Genomic DNA, 17,815 nt, shown 5'->3' on the forward strand with positions numbered 1-17,815 from the left:
TTAGACTTATTTAGCCCTTAAAGATACTGTTTGCAAATCTTTGGCCATAGATGACGCCCCAACAGATATGGTAAATGTACCTGGTTCTACCACCTTTTTCAGGTCTTGATTTAAAACATTAAGCTGGTTAAAACCTAGATTAAAAGTTACTGTTTTAGTTTCGCCTGGTTTTAAGGTAATACGCTTAAAACCTTTTAGCATTTTAAGATAACGTCCTACGGAGGCATAGTCATCTCGAACATACATTTGCACTACTTCATCACCTAAAATATCTCCTGTGTTTGTTACTGCTACAGATACTGTTGTTGAACCATCAATACTAATAGTTTGGTTTTCAAGTTTTGGTGTTCCGTACTTAAATGTGGTATAACTTAGCCCATAACCAAAAGGAAATAAAGGCGATTTATCGGCATCTTTATATAAACCTTTACCAGAACCAATAAAATCTGGACGCTCTAAATACGTTACGGGAACTTGACCTACAGATCTTGGAAAAGAAACGGTAAGTTTTCCTCCTGGATTAACATCGCCAAAAATAGCATCGGCAATAGCATCACCAGATCGCATTCCTAAATACCAAGTCTCTAAAATAGAAGGTACATTTTCTGCAATATAATTTATAGTTAAAGGACGTCCATTAATTAAAACAACAATTACTGGTTTTCCTGTTTTGTGTATAGCCTCTACTAATTCATTTTGAACGCCGTACAAATCTAAATCGGAACGATCAACACCTTCGCCACCCGTTTTACGAGAGCCACCAACCACAAGTACAACGGCATCTGATTTATTTGCTGCTGAAATGGCTTCTGAAAATCCTTCTTTGGAATTGCTTAACAAATCGCAACCTTTGGCATAATTTATTTTTACTTTCCCTTTAGTTTTACTTGTTAACCCTTCTAATACAGACGTATAATATGGTGGCAATCCAGAATAACCACCTAGTAAAGCATATGTTCCTTTTTCAGGTTGCTCTTCATGTGCGTTAGGACCAATTACCGCTAAGGATTTTATGCCATTAATATCTAAAGGCAAAAGATTGTTATCATTCTTTAATAAAATGATTGCTTTTTTTGCCATTTCATAAGAAAACTCTTGATGCTCTTTTCTTCCTGCATTTACAGTTTTAGTATCAATCTCTTTTGGTTCTGCATCAAATAAACCCAATTTATATTTTGCGGTTAAAATACGAGATGTTGCCTTATCAATATACTTTACTAATTCCGGATTATTCGTTATAGTATCCTTTAATACGTTTGAATGATATGAAGATAGGTCTACACTTTTTCCAATAACTAAATCCATATCCACACCAGCTTTTAAACCTAATATTGCTGACTCTGTTCTAGATTCTGAAATAAAATGCATTGTCTCCAATCGTGCAACATCATTATTATCGGAAACAATAAAACCATCAAACCCTAATTCATCTCTTAAAATATCCTTTAGTAACCAAGTATTCATATGGTTTGGAACTCCATTATAATCTTGATGCCCAGGCATTATAGATCCTACCTTTGCTTCTTTTATAGCAGCTTCAAAAGGAGGTAGATAAATTTCTCGTAATCGACGTTCGGACATATCGCTAAAACCACCATTAATACCGCGTCTATTTTCTGGATAACCTATAAAATGCTTAGCCGTTGCAATAACATGATTCTCATCATATTGCTCATCGCCTGTGCCTTGTAACCCCTCGATAAAAGCAACACCCATTCTAGACACCAAATATGGGTCTTCGCCATAAGACTCTTCTACCCTACCATACCGTGGATCACCAGAAATTACATCTAAATTAGGTGAATAACAATGTGTAACACCTAAAGCTCGTGCTTCTAGCGCTGTTTGAGAAGCCATTTTTTTAACTAACTCGGGTTGCCAAGTAGAAGCTGCAGCAATAGCTTGAGGATAAACCGTTGTATTACCATAATAATCTAAAACAAGCCACAAGCCATGTAGTGCTTCACCATACTTCATAAACGGAATTCCTAACCTGTTATTTGCAGGAGCATCTTGGGTCATTTCTGCTATTTTTTCATCCAGTGTCATTTGACTTACGAGGTGCTGTACTTTTTTAGCAATTTCAGCATCGTCCTGTCTTTTATTTTGTGCAATTGCTTTATTTGAATTACAACCTAAAAATGAGACAACAAAACATCCTACTAATAATAACTTCTTCATAAATTCACTTTTTATTTTTAATTATCTATTCAAAATTTCTTAAACCTGGAACAATTTTCAGCTCTATTTCATCCTTGCTTTCAGGCCACTTTAATACAATTAACTTCTGGGTATTAGAATCCCAAATAAAATTTGTTGGATCGATACCTTTCGCTAATTTATAAATTTCGAGACCAACATTTTTTAAAGGATTATAGTATAAAACTGAATGATTGCCTATTAAAACAGAAAAGCCATCTGGATAATGTCTATTGGCACCAATAAATATTTTGGATGCGCCTTTACTATTATCGGGTTTTAATTTAATATCTAAATTTCGTGTAGCATGATTGAATAAAAAGGATTGAATATCTCCTGCAATAACCTGCGGAAAAGGTCGTGATATTACATCTGTAATATACTTGCGCTCTACGGTACCTGCATCGGTGCTATCGCTAAAAATAGACCATGTTGAAGGACCGCCAGGTAAAAAGTGTTGCATGGTACGATTACCTAAAAACCAAGCTTTAATTGAGCCCACACCCATCCTATCGAATACCTCTGCGGTTCGTATATAAAGCTCTCTATACTTTAATTGCCCAAGTTTACCATCTATAATGGTATCGGTTGTTGCAAAGGTAGGGAAACCCCATTCCCCTATAAGAATTGGAGCATTTAGCATGTCTGATTCTTTATCAAAACGATCCATATTTCGCTTTATATAGTTAATATCATTTTGATATATATGCGGCGCAAAAATGATGTTCTTTCTTTTTATTGGTGCTGTTATTTCAGAATATTGGTTATTGTCAATTTTCTCCCCTTTATTCATGAAGATAGACTGAAATAACGTCATTTTATCCGCATTTATTTTTTGACTTTCATCTATAATCTTTTGATATAGTGGAATGAGATATTTATTAGTTAGTTTTTCATAAGAAATATCCATGGTTAACTTTCTAGGTTCGTTTACCACATCGTAACCTAATACCGAAGATTCCTCTGAATATCGATTCCATATCACTTTCCATGCATCAATATAGGTTTCATATTCATTCTTTTTGTTTTGCCAAAACTCTTCCCAAATAAATTTATCGACTCCATAAACCGTCATTTTAAAAATGGTTTTAATACCATGGTTTCTACCTAGTGCTACCAAATTGTCTAGTTTATTCAAATACGTTGGATCTAATTTACCTCCTGGAAAATGACTTAGCTTACCTAGTTCTAATCGTATTACTTGAAAGTTAGCCCCCATTCTAACCATTCGTGCATAGTCATCGCTATTAAAAAACACTTCGCCTTTATGGTCGTTTGTATTAACCACAAAACCTCTGGGTATAACATGACGCCCCTGTGCGTCTCTTAAACCATGTTTTATCTGACCAAAAGTTGTAAAATAAGTGAATAAAAATACTCCTAATATAATTTGGAATTTCATAAGGGTTTAAAGGTTAAAATGTAATGCAAGATAAATTTTGAATACTTAATTAGTACCCTGTACTGTGCTGTATGGCATGTAACAATAAGCAAATTAAAAAAGGCCAGAATAACGTTATTCTGACCTTTAATAAAACTAAATAAAAAACTAACTTCTATCTATACCCATTATTTGAAGGATCTGATTCTAATAAGTTAGGGTTTGTTTGTAATTCTTGTAGCGGTATTGGTAGTTTAACATGCCAGGTTTTAATATTTCCTGCAGGGTCCCAGAATCTGTAATCCAAATCCTGAACTACATCCAACAGAATCCCCCAGCGTATAAGGTCGTATCGTCGCATACATTCGCCTGCTAGCTCCCACTTGCGCTCATTGTAAATAGCTTGTCTAAATTCTTGCTGAGACAATCCTAAAATAGCTTCGGCTTCTGCTACTGTTTCGTAAGCACGCTCTCTAAGTTCTTTTATATAACCATAAGCTACAGATGGATTTCCTCCTGGGCGCTCATTTTCGCATTCTGCAGCCATTAAGTGTACATCTGCTAAACGAAAAACTAACCTATTATCCGAGTGATTAAAACGAGGCGAATCGTTAACATCTAAATTCCAAAATTTAGGCATATATGGAAAGTTTAATTCAAATCCCAAATACGTATCTGCTATATTTAATGGTCGTCTTAAATCGTTAAGCGGAAACTTTTCTGCGAAATCTTTGGATGCTACTTGTAAACCTGTTCCATTAAAAGCTTCGTTTCTAGCCGCTAATGCATCGGCCAACGCACCTCTTTCTGCTGAGTTTTTAGGTTCATCTCTTAAACGAGGACTAAACATACTTGGTCTCCAGTTCCCATTACCAAAAACGGCAGGTAAAGTGCCATCCTCTCTAACCGTTCCTTCTTCAAACTGTCCTCTAATATCTTTTGCAAAATCTAAAGACCAAATAATTTCTGAATTGTATTCGTTTTTTGGATCAAAAACATCGGCATAATTAGGCAATAAACTATGAGGCGATTGGTTAATAATTTCCAAACATTTATCTAACCCTAATTGCCATTCTTTTTGCTGCATTAATATTTTGGCCTCAATTATTGCGGCTGCCCATTTTGAAGCTCTTCCTCTATCATCTTCTACATATGTTGATTGTAAATTGGCTTGAGCGAATTGCAAATCGTCCAAAATGCCATTTATAATAGTAGCTTCATCTGTTCTTCCTAAAACTTTAACCTCATCTATTTCTAAAGCTTCTGTATAATACGGTGCATCGCCCCAAAGGTTAGTTACATGCCAGTAACATAGGGCTCTTACAAATCTGGCATCGGCAATAATATCAGTTTGCGAAGCAGGTGTTATAGCATTATTATCTGTAACCCTGTCAATAACAATATTTACGTTATTAATTACTCTATACAAATCTTTCCAAGTATCTGAAACACTCATTTTTTGAACGGATACATCTGCTATAGCTTCGTTTAAGGAGTAATTTCCAATAGGCTCAAAAATATTTGCAGCACGATTAGGTTCTATAATATCGGCGCCATTATCATAAAAAACATCTAAGCCCACTTGCCCATAAATAGAATTGTTTTTTAATATTCCATAAACGCCATTCATGGCTTGTCTTGCATCATTTTCTGAAGCAAAAAATGTTTCGGGTGCAATTACTGCTTTTGGATCCTCCTCCAGAAAGCTCTCACAACTAAAAAATGCTATAGTTGATAAGATGCATAAAAATATATGTTTTGTTTTCATTTGTTTGTATTTTTAAAATGTTACGTTTAATCCAAGAGTTAATACTCGAGGGTTAGGATAAGACCCATCATTATAGCCTTGAGCAATATTTCCTAGGCCACTTCGTCCAAAATTACTTGCTTCTGGATCAATTAACCTGAAATCAGAGAATAACAACAAGTTACTACCGGAGAAATACACGGTTGCATTTTTAAAGCTATTAAGTCCCATTTTATCCACAGGAAGGTTATAGGCTAACCTTAACGTTTTTAAACGTAGGTGCGATCCATCTTCAACATACTCTGAGTTAGGAGGTGTTCCTGTAACAGAATCTGCTCCGGCTCTTGGTATATTAGATGTTGGATTTTCTGGCGTCCATCGATTTGCCAAATCAGCAAATTTTGTAGTTTCACCTCTATTGAAGAAATGGTTACGTGTTCTTAAATTGTACACTTCGTTACCAACCGTTCCTTGAAAATAGAATGAAAACTCCCAATTTTTGTATGAAAATGAATTCTCGAACCCAAAAATTAAATCTGGTAACGGGCTTCCTAGTACAACGGCATCTTCATTTGATATAATGTTGTCTCCATTTACATCTTGAAATTTAGAACCACCAACAACTTGAGGATCTGTTAATCCAGATGCATCTATCTCTTCTTGACTTTTCCATGTACCTAAAAATGGTACACCTGTAAATACAGGAACAGACTCGCCAACTATTAAACGTGTGTTACCTGACCCTAGAATAGCATCGACTGTAACATCAATAAAATCTACTCCTCCAAGATCTAGTATTTTATTTTTGTTAGATGATAATGTTAAAGTAGAATTCCAGTTAAAATCTTGATTACTAATATTGGTTGAGTTTACTAAAAACTCCCAACCTTTATTTTCTAATGAACCAACATTTTGTAGTTGGCTTGTAAAACCTGTTTGTCTAGGTATGGTTACATCCAACAACAAATCATTAGTTTTCTTGTAATAATAATTTAATTCAGTAAAAACTCTACCTCCAAATAAAGAAGCTTCTAATGCAATATCTAAGGAATTAGTTGTTTCCCATATTAAATTAGGGTTTGATGGTCTTCCTAAAGTTAATCCTGGTTGCTCTAAACCATTAATTGTAGTATTAGCTTCTACTAAAATACCTTTAGTTCTATATGGTTCTATGGCCTGATTACCCGATTTACCATAACTAGCTCTTAACTTTAAATCTTGAAAAACCGATTGATCTTGCATAAATGATTCTTCCGAAATTTTCCAAGCTCCTGCTATAGAAGGGTAAAATTCATACTTATTACCTTCAGCAAAAACCGAACTACCATCGGTTCTTCCTACCAAGGTTAAAAGGTATTTATCTTTAAATGAATAATTTAATCTTCCGAAAAAAGAAGCTATTTGAAAACCTGTAAAATCACTGGAAACGACGCTTCTAGTTGGATCGGAAAAACCTAAGTTGTTAAAACCTGTAGCATCACTAGTTATACCAAAAGCTTCTGCCTGAGCTATTTCCGTAGTTACTTTCTGAAAAGATGCACCAGCAAGTGCCGTTAAACTATGGTTCTCTCCAAAATCTGATTGATATTGAACGGTATTTTCATTATTCCAACCCGAACTTGCCACCGTTCTTACACTAGCATTCCCCAAATCATTTACAATAAGTAAATGAGGACTTTGACTAGATGTAAACCTGTTTTGTTTTGTGTTGTTAAACTCCGGACTAAATGTAGAACGAATTATCCAATTTGGTGCTGGCTTATATTCTAAATATAGCGATGCTAATAAATTATTGGTAAATGTTTCGTTTGTATTTAAAGCTATATTAGCTATTGGGTTTGACCATGGCGAACCTATAACTTCATCAAATCCATTATACGTGCCATCCTCATTATAAATAGGTTGCGTACGAAGCGTTGCAAATGCATTACCAAAACTAGCGTTTCCATTATCTTGTTCTATTCTAGAATAATTAACTCTAAACCCTGTTTTTACCTTATCGCTTAATTTATAATCTAAGTTTGATCTAAATATATATTTTTCAATACCTGTACTTTTTACCAATCCATCTTGGTTAAAGTAGTTTAATGAAGTGTAATAATTTAAGTTATCTGTTGCTCCGGAAATAGACACATCTGCATTATAAATTGGCGATGGATCTAAGAGTATATCGAACCAATCATTATCAGGATATGTTGAAGGATCGTTTGGAAAAGGTTCTGCTGCCGACCTAAATCTTGCACTCTCATTTGTAAACTCAATTTGTTCTGCTTGAGAAAGCATATCGGGTAATTCTGGGACTAATTGCATGCTAGTGTATAAATTTACACTTACCTGTGGTTTACCTGCACCTGCGCCCGTGCCATTTTTAGTACTTACCAATACAACACCATTTGCACCTCTAGAACCATATATGGCAATAGAAGATGCATCTTTTAAAATTTCAATAGATTTAATATCATTACTGTTAATGTTATTTAAGTTAAAATTGGTACCAACAACAATACCATCAATAACCCAAAGTGGTTCATTACTACCAGTAATAGAGTTACCACCTCTTACTCTAATAACAGTACCAGCGCCAGGAGCTCCACTAGTTTGTGTTACCTGAACACCAGAAGCACGACCTTGTAATGCTTGATCGACTCTAGATACGGGAACTGCAGTTAGGTCTTCTGAACTCACAGAAGAAACCGACCCGGTTAAATCCGATTTTCTCTGTGTTCCATAACCAATAACAACAACTTCGTCTAGTGCATTATCTTGCTGTAATGTGATATTAAAATTAGTTTGGTTTCCTACAAGTATTTCTTTGGTTAGGTAGCCAACATAAGAAATAACGAGTGTACTTTGCGCATCTGCATCAATAGTAAAATCACCATCAAAATCTGTACTTGTTCCTTTTGAAGTTCCTTTTAATAAAACAGTTGCTCCAGGAAGCGGTTGTCCATCTGCCGAAACTGTTCCTGTTACAGTTTGGGCATTTAGCATAGCCATACTAGACCATGCCAAAATAAGACATATAAAAGTTTTATTAAAACTTAAACACGTGCTTAATTTAATTTTTAAATTCATAAAGTTTTAGTTAATTTGTTATACAAAGTCTAAATTATTATGAATTAAGACAGGAACCATCCTGTTGCATCCTTTGGTGTCCTGCACTATCCTGTTTAGGATTTATAAACGACTATTAGCATGACGTTTTAGGTTAAAATATCTACTAAATACTATGAAATAAAAAAACTCAGGCAAACACTAAACCTGAGTTTCTTAAGTTAAAATAACGAAGATTATTCCTTTTTTTATTGAGGAATTAATTCAATTAACTTAACACTATGCGCTTCCAAATCCACTTTTAAAGTTAGCTTACCTTCCCTTTTTTGCAAAATAGAATCCGTTATAGTTAAAGGCAATTTAGCCAACTGAGTATATTTGGTTAAGTTGGAGTTTAACACGTTATCCCATCCATCTCCAAAACGATCTGATGGTCTGTTTCCATAAATACGTCCGTTCGTATTTTCAGTAATACCAGCAGCTCTTAAATCTTTATAAAGCTCGTGCATCATGATACCATGGTTTTTATCTATAGTCCACTCGTTCATTTTCCAGCTTGTACCTCCGGCAATTAATCCACCATCTAATTGAGGGTAAAGCGTTCTGTTTGAAGTGCTGGTACGGCTTGTATTATGATTATAAACCATTAAATAAATAACATCACCTTTAATAACGGGTATTACTCCGGCATGGCCACTAAGGTCTTCAATAGTTTCTAATCTGCTACCACCTTCCATCTTTAAAAGCATTTCGGTTACATTTCGTCTACCTTGAGGTAAATTACTAGATTCTATTTCTTGCCCCCAATCATAAATTTCAGTTATTCTATTTTCATATGCTAAATCTGCTATTCTAGCATACCAACTTGCGCCTAACTCTGTTGCGTCGGTTAAACTAAGCCCACGAACCCTGTTTTCGTCTCGTAATATCCCAAATTCTTGAATATCAAAAGGTATATTACTAAACTGTGGATAACTATTTAATTTAGCCCTATACGCATCTACAGTTTCAGGAAACTTAACTGTGTTTTCATCAATTTTCTCGTAGTATGAAATACAGAAAAAATCCATTTTTGTCCCTATTTCTCCTGTTGCATAATTGGTACCATTGGCACAATGATCAATTATCTCTGTTGTGAAAGTAGCAACGCCTTCGGTTAAATTATTTCCAGGACCAATAATGGCATCTGGAATAACTTTTAATACCTCATCTACCGTAATATCATAATGTTTAAAAAACTCCTCTTTAGTACCGTTCCAATGTTGTGGCGAGTAGTTTGGCTCTGTAGCTACTCGAAAACGCCATGTTTTAACCTCACTCATACCAAACTCGTTAACAAGCGTTTGCATAAATGCATTTATGTATTGTCTCCAAATATCATAGTCGTCTGGTGGGTTTGTATTTCCGTAGGTATTTACCTCTTTTACGGCATTCATTTCCCATGGCACATTATCTAATACAATTCTAGGTTTAAAACCGGTTAGCATAAAATTGCGCATATCCTTTAACAACTCACTAAAATCTGTTATGATATTTCCTGAACCATCAACACCTTTGTAAAAGTTATTTTTATTATCCGTTCTACCACCTAAAACACGAACCAAATTATAACTTTTAACATACGGCTTAACATTTTCTATATTGGCTCTAAAACCAGCGCTACTAAAACGCGTTTGATTTATCATTGGTCTTGTTGACCAGAAATTATACAATTGACCTACAACTGCGCCAGTATTAATACTAACCAAATTGTCGGGATCTACAATAATTATAGGTTGTTCTGGTACTTCTGGGTTTTCTGGTTCTTCTGGTTCTGGATTCTCAATAATCGGTTCGGTTAGATCTTCTGACTTTGAACAGGTAAAGAATAAGGTAAATACTGAAAGGAAAAACAATAATGTAAATATGTTTTTTTTATTGGAATTTGTTATCATTCTATTTTAGTCTTAAAATTAATTTTATTTGTAACAAGCTATAGCGCAATGCTCTTATAGTTTTGGTGAATTAAATGCCTACTGAATTTTAAATTGGGTATATTCAATTGTATAATTACCCGATCCCATAACTACTGCGCCTTCTTTAACTTCGATTTTATGGTCTTTTTGAAAATCGTTAAGTCGTTTATTATTTATTTTTATGCTTTCAAGTTCTGATGAGGTTACCAAAACTTTAACTTTTGTATTAAATGGCACCTTAAGGGCCATCGTTAAAGCGTTACCACTTGCAGACCATTTATTGGTAATATCTCCATAAGGTGTTGGTATTTTTACTTCGGTGCTTTTGATTGCAGCAGGAAATTCAGGGTTTACAGTAAATTCTTTGTAACCTGGTTGATCTTTAGATGGTTTAATACCACCCAAGGACTCATAAAAATAAGCTGAAAAACCAGAGTGCATAGGGTGGTTTAAAGAGTTTGTTGGCCCTTCCATTTCTTCCCAAACAAATTGGCGTTCTGGCCATGTTGTAAATCCGGAATTCATTACATAGGTCTGACTTGGAAAATCTGGTGTTGTTAAAATTTGATGCGCTAAATCTGCCTTACCATATTTAGTTAAAACAGTATAAATGTATCTATTACCATGAATACCTGTAGAATGATGACCACCTTTTACCTCAACAATATCATATTCTAAACCATTAACAACTATCGCAATTTCTTGTTCTGGAACCATACCAAATTGAAGCGCCATAACCGTAGCTGTTTGACTTTGATACCATTTATGCTCGGTATTAGGGATACTTACCAAAAATGCCTTGTTGAAAGCATCTTTCAACTCTTCTTGCTCTTGTTTCATTTTTGCAGCATAAGCTTTATCATTATTTATTTCAGCAAAGGTTTTCATTATACCTAAAACATCATAAAAGTAAGCGTTTGCCGAAATAATTGGATCGCATTCCATTGCACTGGGGTTTTTACGTCTGTCCCATTTTGGCGGACACCAATCGCCCATTCCATCTTGCATAATGCCTTTTTCATCTTTATAATTTAAATAGAAATCGGTCAAGTTTTTCATGTCTTTATAGTACTCTTTTACTATGGCATCATCACCATAAAACTTGTAATTATACCAAGGCAAATACATTGTAGCCACACCCCAATCTATTTTGGCATAAGTAGATGTTCGTTTACCTGGAGCAATCATAGTTGGTACTTGAAACTTAATTTCTGGGTTGTTGTGTCCTTTGGTTGGTCGCATTTGTGTACGGATGTCTTCCATATATTTTTTATAGAAATCGTACATATCGTAATTGTACAGCGCATATTCGCAAAATGCATGTGCATCGCCCAACCAGCCACATTTTTCGCGGTGCGGACAATCCTCTGGAATGCCATGAATATTATCAACTATAGTCCATTTACTAATGCTATGCATTTTGTTTAATAAAGCATCTGATGATGTAAAACTTCCTGTTTCTTGAATATCTGTAGCTACCAAAACTGCCTTTATCATATTAGCATCTGGCTTTTTTGAAACACCTTTTATTTTTGCATACCTAAACCCGTGATAACTAAATTTGGGTTCCCAAGATTCTAAACCATCGCCTTTACAGATGTATTTATAAATTTGTGCCATTCCATTTGCTCCTCCTCCTGTTGATCCTGGAAAAATATCCTTCCCGTTGGTAAGTAATGCTTCGGTAGTTGTAATTTCAATTAATTGCCCATCCTTTTCTTCAACATTTAATTTTACCCAACCTGCAATGTTTTGTCCAAAATCTACAATCCAATTACCGTCTGGTGCTTTAAAAACCTTTTGTGGTGCAAACTCTTTTAATTTTTTAATTGGCGGAATTTGTTGAGCACTAATCTTGTTTAATTTTGGAGAGGCTATTTTTGCATTTCCCCATTTAGCATCATCATAGCCAACTGTATTCCAATTTCCTAATTCATATCGTGCATCGTAGGTGTCTCCTCCATAAATATTATTAAATACTATTGGACCTGTAGCTTCTTTCCAGTTTTCGTCAGTATAAAAATCTGCCGATGTACCATCTTTATAATTTAATTTCACCAAACAACGCACAGTTGGCGGACCATAAGACACCCCTTTTTTATTGGATTCTGGATCTCTACTCCACGAAATATTTTGCCCGTAAAACCCATTTCCTAATATAATTCCGAAGGCATTTTCACCAGAATTCAACTGTTCTGTAATGTCGTAATTTACATAATAAGCTTGCTTATCATAATTAGATGGTGCCGGGTCCAAAACATGATCGTCAACTTTTTGTCCATTTAAATACAATTCGTAATAGCCTAAACCACAAATATAAACTTGGGCAGTTTCGACATCTTTACTAAGGTTTAACTCATTTCTAAAATAACTAGCAGCAAAACCATCAACCGGCTTCGCTTTTTTCATATTACCGGTTTTGTAATCCCTAAAACGATACGGAGAAGTTCGTGTATCTTTATTGAGCGTAATCCATTTTGAATTTCCCCAATTGGCTTCATCCATTAAACCCATTTGGAAACTTTGAGGTTCAGACCACTTAGATTCTTTATGGGATTCATCCCAAATTTTTACTTTCCAAAAGTATTTTTGCATTGGTTTTAAACCTGTACCTTGATATTTCACAAAAGTTGATTTGTTGCTTTTTACTTCTTTGGAATTCCATAAATCTGCATCTCCTTCGCTTAATTTTTCTTTTGATGATGCAACCAAAATGTGATATGCTGATTGGGATTTATTGAACCCTTCTACCTCTACAATCCACGAAAAAAGAGGCTGTTCGCTTTCAATAGCTGTTGGATTAACTTTTGAATTAATTAATAATTTTTCAAAACTTAAAGAAGCATTGGTATTTATTTTGGTTTTACACGATATACAAAGTATTACCAATAAGGTTGTAAAAAACACAAAAGGTTTATTTTTCATTATTATTGATTGATTTAAAATATTGATAGTTGAAAATTGTAAAGTTGGAAATTACATGGAAACTTAAAAAAGTTTATCCTGCACTGTCATGTATAAATTTGAAGATTTTTTATTTACTAAAAATTGAACGCAACCAAAATAAATTTATAGTAGCGTTTTAAATTAAGTTTAATTTTTACTTCTTATAATTTCCAAGAATTTAATTAACCACTATTTTGTGAGTAGAAACACCTGTGTCACTTTCTAATTGTAAGATATAAACACCTGTTTTATTATGTTCCAAACGAATCTCTTTATTTGAAACTACATAACCTTTTTGGATTTCTGTACCATTAATTGAATACACACGATACTCTGCTTTCTCGCCATGACCCAATGTTATATTAAACGTGCCTTTATTTGGATTTGGATATATTTTTACAGCATCTTGTCCAACTATGTTAGACGTAGATAATGATGCATTGGACAACTCAATAATATTTATTGAAAACTTGGGTAATGTAATACCCAAATTGCCCTCACTAATTAAAGTTAATGGGTCTGTATCAATACCCATAGTTCTTTCTTCATCCATGGTAGAAAAAGCTAGAGCTTTATGCACTGCCACATCCGTATAAGCTACACCATCAATATTAATGTTAAATGGAACATCTTGATTACTAAGATTTACGACAAACACCGAAGTTTTTCCATCTTTTGTAACCACTCTTGCATTTACTGCTTTTACACCTTCTACGAGATTTGAAACTTGTACATCACTTTTAATTAATGTGGTGTTTTCGAGTACTAAACGTATAATTTCATACGCAGATCCAAACAGCGTTTTTTCTAAAGGATATTTAATTCTTGGTCGTTCTACACCACTAGGAGAAATATAAGTTTCCCAAACATAATGTGAGTTTAATTGCCCATTTACACTAAACCAATTAGCCCGCTCAAAAACATCCTGATTTTCGCTCATAAATATATAGCAATCTGCCATTCCTAATGCCGACACCGCATTTGGACCACCAGATTTTACACCCCACTCGGTTAACCAAATGGGCTTATTGGGGGCTACTTGGTGCGCATAATCGTAAATAGAATTACCTAAAAATAACCGAGCTAAAAGTGCTGTTCCATAAGCTTCATCGCTATTTGTAGCATCATCAGGATCTGAACCGACATAAGTATGAACAGTAACTGCATCAAAATAAGAAAGGTCTTGAGTTAAATCGGCATTCCAATTAGGGTTTGCCCAACTGTCTCTTCTTAACAACGGGACAGACACTTTAATATTGGGATTTTTGGCTTTCAATGCAGCCGACATTGCTTTTGCCCGAGCAATATAATCTTCTGTATTTGGTATGATAGAGCTTCGTTGCCCTGGATAAAAACACTCGTTACCCATTTCAACAGCCTTAACCTCAAATCCTCTAGCAATCAAATCGTCGTATCGTGCTATCGTTTCTGGACACCCGTTACTAAAATCGGTACCATCTGCACTCATGTTAAAGGTCCACATCATATCGAACCCTTTGCTTGTAGTGGATTTTCTAGAAGTATTTAAACTTGTTAGTCCATCAATGCCAACTTTAATATTGTTGCTATCAAATATCTTTATATTGGCTAATAAGTCTGGAGATTTTGCTCTTATTGTCTTGTTTACTCCTTGTTCGTATTGAAAGCTTTCTGCTCCAAAAAGGCGAGTAACATCTCGTCTCCAATCGTACCAATTAGCCCATAAACCATGAGGAAATCTTATAGTTATAGGTTTTAATTTGTTAATTAAATCTTTCTCCTTTGAGGTTGAAAAATGATGTGTATTTGTTCCGAGCAACAAATTATTGTACATCTCTATTGAAGAGGAGGTTATATCAATAGCTGCCTCCATATCTGAAGGTAAAATAAAAGGATAATCTTGAGATACAACTGGCAATGAAACTAACAATACAAAGTAAAAACAAAGTAATTTCTTTAGCATAATGTGTTTCTTTTTTATGCTTAAAGATAGAGTTATTACTATCCGGTAGTATCCTGCACCGTCCTGATTAAACTATTGGACGCCACTTAAATAGAATTCCCTATTCCAACTAACACTACAGATAAAAGAATAACTAAAATTCCAGTAGTAATAGTATATTTTGTTTTTTTAGCAACGCCATACCACTCTTTCCTATAAACACCCCAGAGATTTGCTGTTAAAATAATAGTAGACATGTGTAAAATCCATGAACTTGCCCCATTACCTAATTTACTCTCACCCATACCATAGAAAAAGAATTGCAAAAACCAGATGATTCCAGCTAAAGCGGAAAACATAAGATTTTGTGATACTGGTGTGCTTTTATTAATGAAATCTTTATATGATTTATTTTTTAAACTTAACATCGTAGTCCATACTAGGTTAGAAACTAAACCACCCCAAAGTATAACTACAAAAGTTACGTTATTAGCAAATAAATGATCATAACCTGCAGCAACAGCTGCATCAGCCATAGGTTTTCCTGACTCTATGCCAAAACTAAAAAAAGAACTTAAAATACCAGAAAGTACAGCTACTATTAAACCTTTTACCAAATTGAATTCTGAAACACTTTTCTTTTTTTCTTCTTCAGAAAGTTCCTTTTCTTTCATGATACCAGCTTTACCACAAACCGCAATACCAATAATGCAAACTAAAACACCTAGCAACACAATTTGACCACCAGAACTAGCCAACATATCTGTGATAGACACCTTTCCGGCTTGTGGATTTATATTATAATAAATTGAAGGAACAACGGCACCAAAAGCGGCACAAAATCCAAGAACAACTGAATTTCCTAAAGACATTCCTAGATATCGCACTCCAAGTCCGTATGACAATCCTCCAACTCCCCAAAGCAGTCCCATTATAAAGGTAAATAGTAATATACTGCTAGAACTTGTTGCTATTATATCTAAAAAACCAGGAACGGTTAGCCAAGCTGCTATTGGTGGTACTATAAGCCATGACATGACGCCACCAACCATCCAATAAGTTTCCCACGACCATCCTTTTACTTTATTATAAGGCATGTAAAAACTACCAGCGGCAACGCCTCCTAATGAATGAAATAAAACACCTAATATTGCTTGCATAATTATTATTTTGTATTGTTCGCTTTTTTTCTAACAAATAGTAACAACCCTTAAATTTAAAAGTTTACCAAGTTTTCCTAATTTATTTCCTATGTGCCCTACGCCAATAGCACAATGATGCGATGGTCCTTGTTTAGACCATTCGTTCATAAACCCTCTTGCACCTATAGAAAAACGATAACGACTATTTGTATTTCCTATTTGTAACACAGGCCCTTCTACAGATTCACCTTCGGCAACCAATAAAAATACATCGTCTTTACCTTCTACTACAGATAATAAGGTTACTGGGCCATGTTTTACAGTCATTTGAATAGATAATCCCTTACCTGGTTTACCGTGGTATACAGGAAGCGGAACCAATTGTACATTGCCTTCTGCTATGGCAAAATGTGCTGGTCCATCATGCCCGAGCATCACAATATCATCATTAAAATCCATGGCATAAAACTCAGAAAAAGAACCACCAACACCAAAGGCATCCATAATTTTCATGGCTTGTGCATTTTTGACTTCATACTCGCCAGCTACAGGTATATTTCTCCCTGTTAATAAGGTGTTTCCTGCAATAACAGAGGTTACAATATTTTCATATTCATTTCCTGAATCTCCTTCATAATAATAGGCTAAAGATCCTAAATTATGTGCTTCAACTAATTTATCTAACGCTACAGATGTTTTAGCTGCACGTTTTATTTCGTCTTCCTCACAAGCCTCAACCACTTCAAACGTGGTATGAAATTCTTTAATTTTTTCATTTACCTCCGTATCTGTAGCTTCATCTCTATACCTTTTAAGCTCACACATTTCTACAATTTCTATATGCGTGCCAAATGCTGCCGATTGCTTCGTTAAATCTGAATATACATCTAGCATACCACAGTAATAGTGCCCCAAAACACCTAAACGATTATTGTTCATAACTTTGGCTACTTGAGAAGCATCAATCCAATCTTGGATTTCATTCCAAACGGCAGGTTCGTCTAAATAACCGGTTACAAATTCGTAATCTATTCCTGAACGATTAAAAACGTTTGCCAACTCTGGCACCGAACAAGCTTGACAATGTGCTAACCACTCTCCTGTCATTTCACCTCTATCTCCAAGCTTATTGAAACTCTCATAATCTATAGCTGAAACGGGTTGAATATTTAAAATAACAACAGGGCAACCTAATTTTTGAACCACTGGCAACACTGTTGATGACAAAGCGTAAGTCGATACATATAAGAATAGTATATCTACATCCTCTGTTTTTAAAACCTGTGCTTTTTCTCGAGCTTTTTCAGATGAATCCACTAATCCCACATTAACTACTTCGGCTCCGAAGCTTTCCATCTTATCGGCTACTTGTTTTTGGTAGCCTTCCAGTCGTTCTAATAGACCTTCAAATTGTGGCCAATAGGTATCTAAACCAATACCAAATAATCCTACTTTTATCATTCTTTTATT

Annotated in this window: 9 protein-coding genes; all 9 read right to left on the reverse strand. The window is 34.8% G+C overall.

Going from position 1 to position 17,815, the window contains the following annotated elements:
- Nucleotides 1–6: 6 nt before the first annotated feature.
- Entirely contained in the window at nucleotides 7–2,181 is a 2,175-nt protein-coding gene (locus HNQ90_RS12535) for a beta-xylosidase (protein ID WP_144116373.1), read from the reverse strand.
- Nucleotides 2,182–2,206: 25 nt separating this feature from the next.
- The gene (locus HNQ90_RS12540) at nucleotides 2,207–3,601 is read right to left on the reverse strand and encodes a cellulase family glycosylhydrolase (protein ID WP_144116374.1); all 1,395 of its coding nucleotides are present in this window, start codon (nucleotides 3,599–3,601) and stop codon (nucleotides 2,207–2,209) included.
- 154 nt (nucleotides 3,602–3,755) lie between these two features.
- Nucleotides 3,756–5,348: a RagB/SusD family nutrient uptake outer membrane protein gene (locus tag HNQ90_RS12545; RefSeq protein WP_144116375.1), complete on the reverse strand. Its 1,593-nt coding sequence runs from the start codon at nucleotides 5,346–5,348 to the stop codon at nucleotides 3,756–3,758.
- Between the two features lie 12 nt (nucleotides 5,349–5,360).
- Nucleotides 5,361–8,402, reverse strand: a complete 3,042-nt coding sequence (locus tag HNQ90_RS12550) for a SusC/RagA family TonB-linked outer membrane protein (RefSeq protein ID WP_144116376.1) — start codon at nucleotides 8,400–8,402, stop codon at nucleotides 5,361–5,363.
- Nucleotides 8,403–8,629: 227 nt separating this feature from the next.
- Entirely contained in the window at nucleotides 8,630–10,315 is a 1,686-nt protein-coding gene (locus HNQ90_RS12555) for a GH39 family glycosyl hydrolase (RefSeq protein ID WP_144116377.1), read from the reverse strand.
- Nucleotides 10,316–10,393: 78 nt separating this feature from the next.
- A complete protein-coding gene (locus tag HNQ90_RS12560; protein ID WP_144116378.1) occupies nucleotides 10,394–13,261 on the reverse strand; it encodes an alpha-L-rhamnosidase in 2,868 nt (955 codons plus the stop codon).
- Between the two features lie 199 nt (nucleotides 13,262–13,460).
- Nucleotides 13,461–15,224, reverse strand: a complete 1,764-nt coding sequence (locus HNQ90_RS12565) for a T9SS type A sorting domain-containing protein (RefSeq protein WP_144116379.1) — start codon at nucleotides 15,222–15,224, stop codon at nucleotides 13,461–13,463.
- Between the two features lie 86 nt (nucleotides 15,225–15,310).
- Nucleotides 15,311–16,363 carry an L-rhamnose/proton symporter RhaT gene (rhaT, locus tag HNQ90_RS12570; RefSeq protein ID WP_144116380.1) on the reverse strand — a complete coding sequence of 351 codons (1,053 nt, stop codon included), beginning with the start codon at nucleotides 16,361–16,363 and terminating at the stop codon, nucleotides 15,311–15,313.
- A 30-nt stretch (nucleotides 16,364–16,393) separates the two neighbouring features.
- A complete protein-coding gene (locus HNQ90_RS12575; protein WP_144116381.1) occupies nucleotides 16,394–17,806 on the reverse strand; it encodes an L-fucose/L-arabinose isomerase family protein in 1,413 nt (470 codons plus the stop codon).
- Between the last annotated feature and the right edge of the window lie 9 nt (nucleotides 17,807–17,815).

This window comes from Algibacter amylolyticus (assembly GCF_014202225.1).
In the GTDB taxonomy this organism is placed as follows: domain Bacteria; phylum Bacteroidota; class Bacteroidia; order Flavobacteriales; family Flavobacteriaceae; genus Algibacter_B; species Algibacter_B amylolyticus.

Excerpts from the sequence above, each read along its gene's own strand:
- rhaT (WP_144116380.1), bottom strand. The coding sequence starts at position 16,363 with ATGCAAGCAATATTAGGTGTTTTATTTCATTCATTAGGAGGCGTTGCC.
- HNQ90_RS12550 (WP_144116376.1), bottom strand. The coding sequence starts at position 8,402 with ATGAATTTAAAAATTAAATTAAGCACGTGTTTAAGTTTTAATAAAACT.
- HNQ90_RS12540 (WP_144116374.1), bottom strand. The coding sequence starts at position 3,601 with ATGAAATTCCAAATTATATTAGGAGTATTTTTATTCACTTATTTTACA.
- HNQ90_RS12545 (WP_144116375.1), bottom strand. The coding sequence starts at position 5,348 with ATGAAAACAAAACATATATTTTTATGCATCTTATCAACTATAGCATTT.
- HNQ90_RS12535 (WP_144116373.1), bottom strand. The coding sequence starts at position 2,181 with ATGAAGAAGTTATTATTAGTAGGATGTTTTGTTGTCTCATTTTTAGGT.
- HNQ90_RS12555 (WP_144116377.1), bottom strand. The coding sequence starts at position 10,315 with ATGATAACAAATTCCAATAAAAAAAACATATTTACATTATTGTTTTTC.
- HNQ90_RS12575 (WP_144116381.1), bottom strand. The coding sequence starts at position 17,806 with ATGATAAAAGTAGGATTATTTGGTATTGGTTTAGATACCTATTGGCCA.
- HNQ90_RS12565 (WP_144116379.1), bottom strand. The coding sequence starts at position 15,224 with ATGCTAAAGAAATTACTTTGTTTTTACTTTGTATTGTTAGTTTCATTG.
- HNQ90_RS12560 (WP_144116378.1), bottom strand. The coding sequence starts at position 13,261 with ATGAAAAATAAACCTTTTGTGTTTTTTACAACCTTATTGGTAATACTT.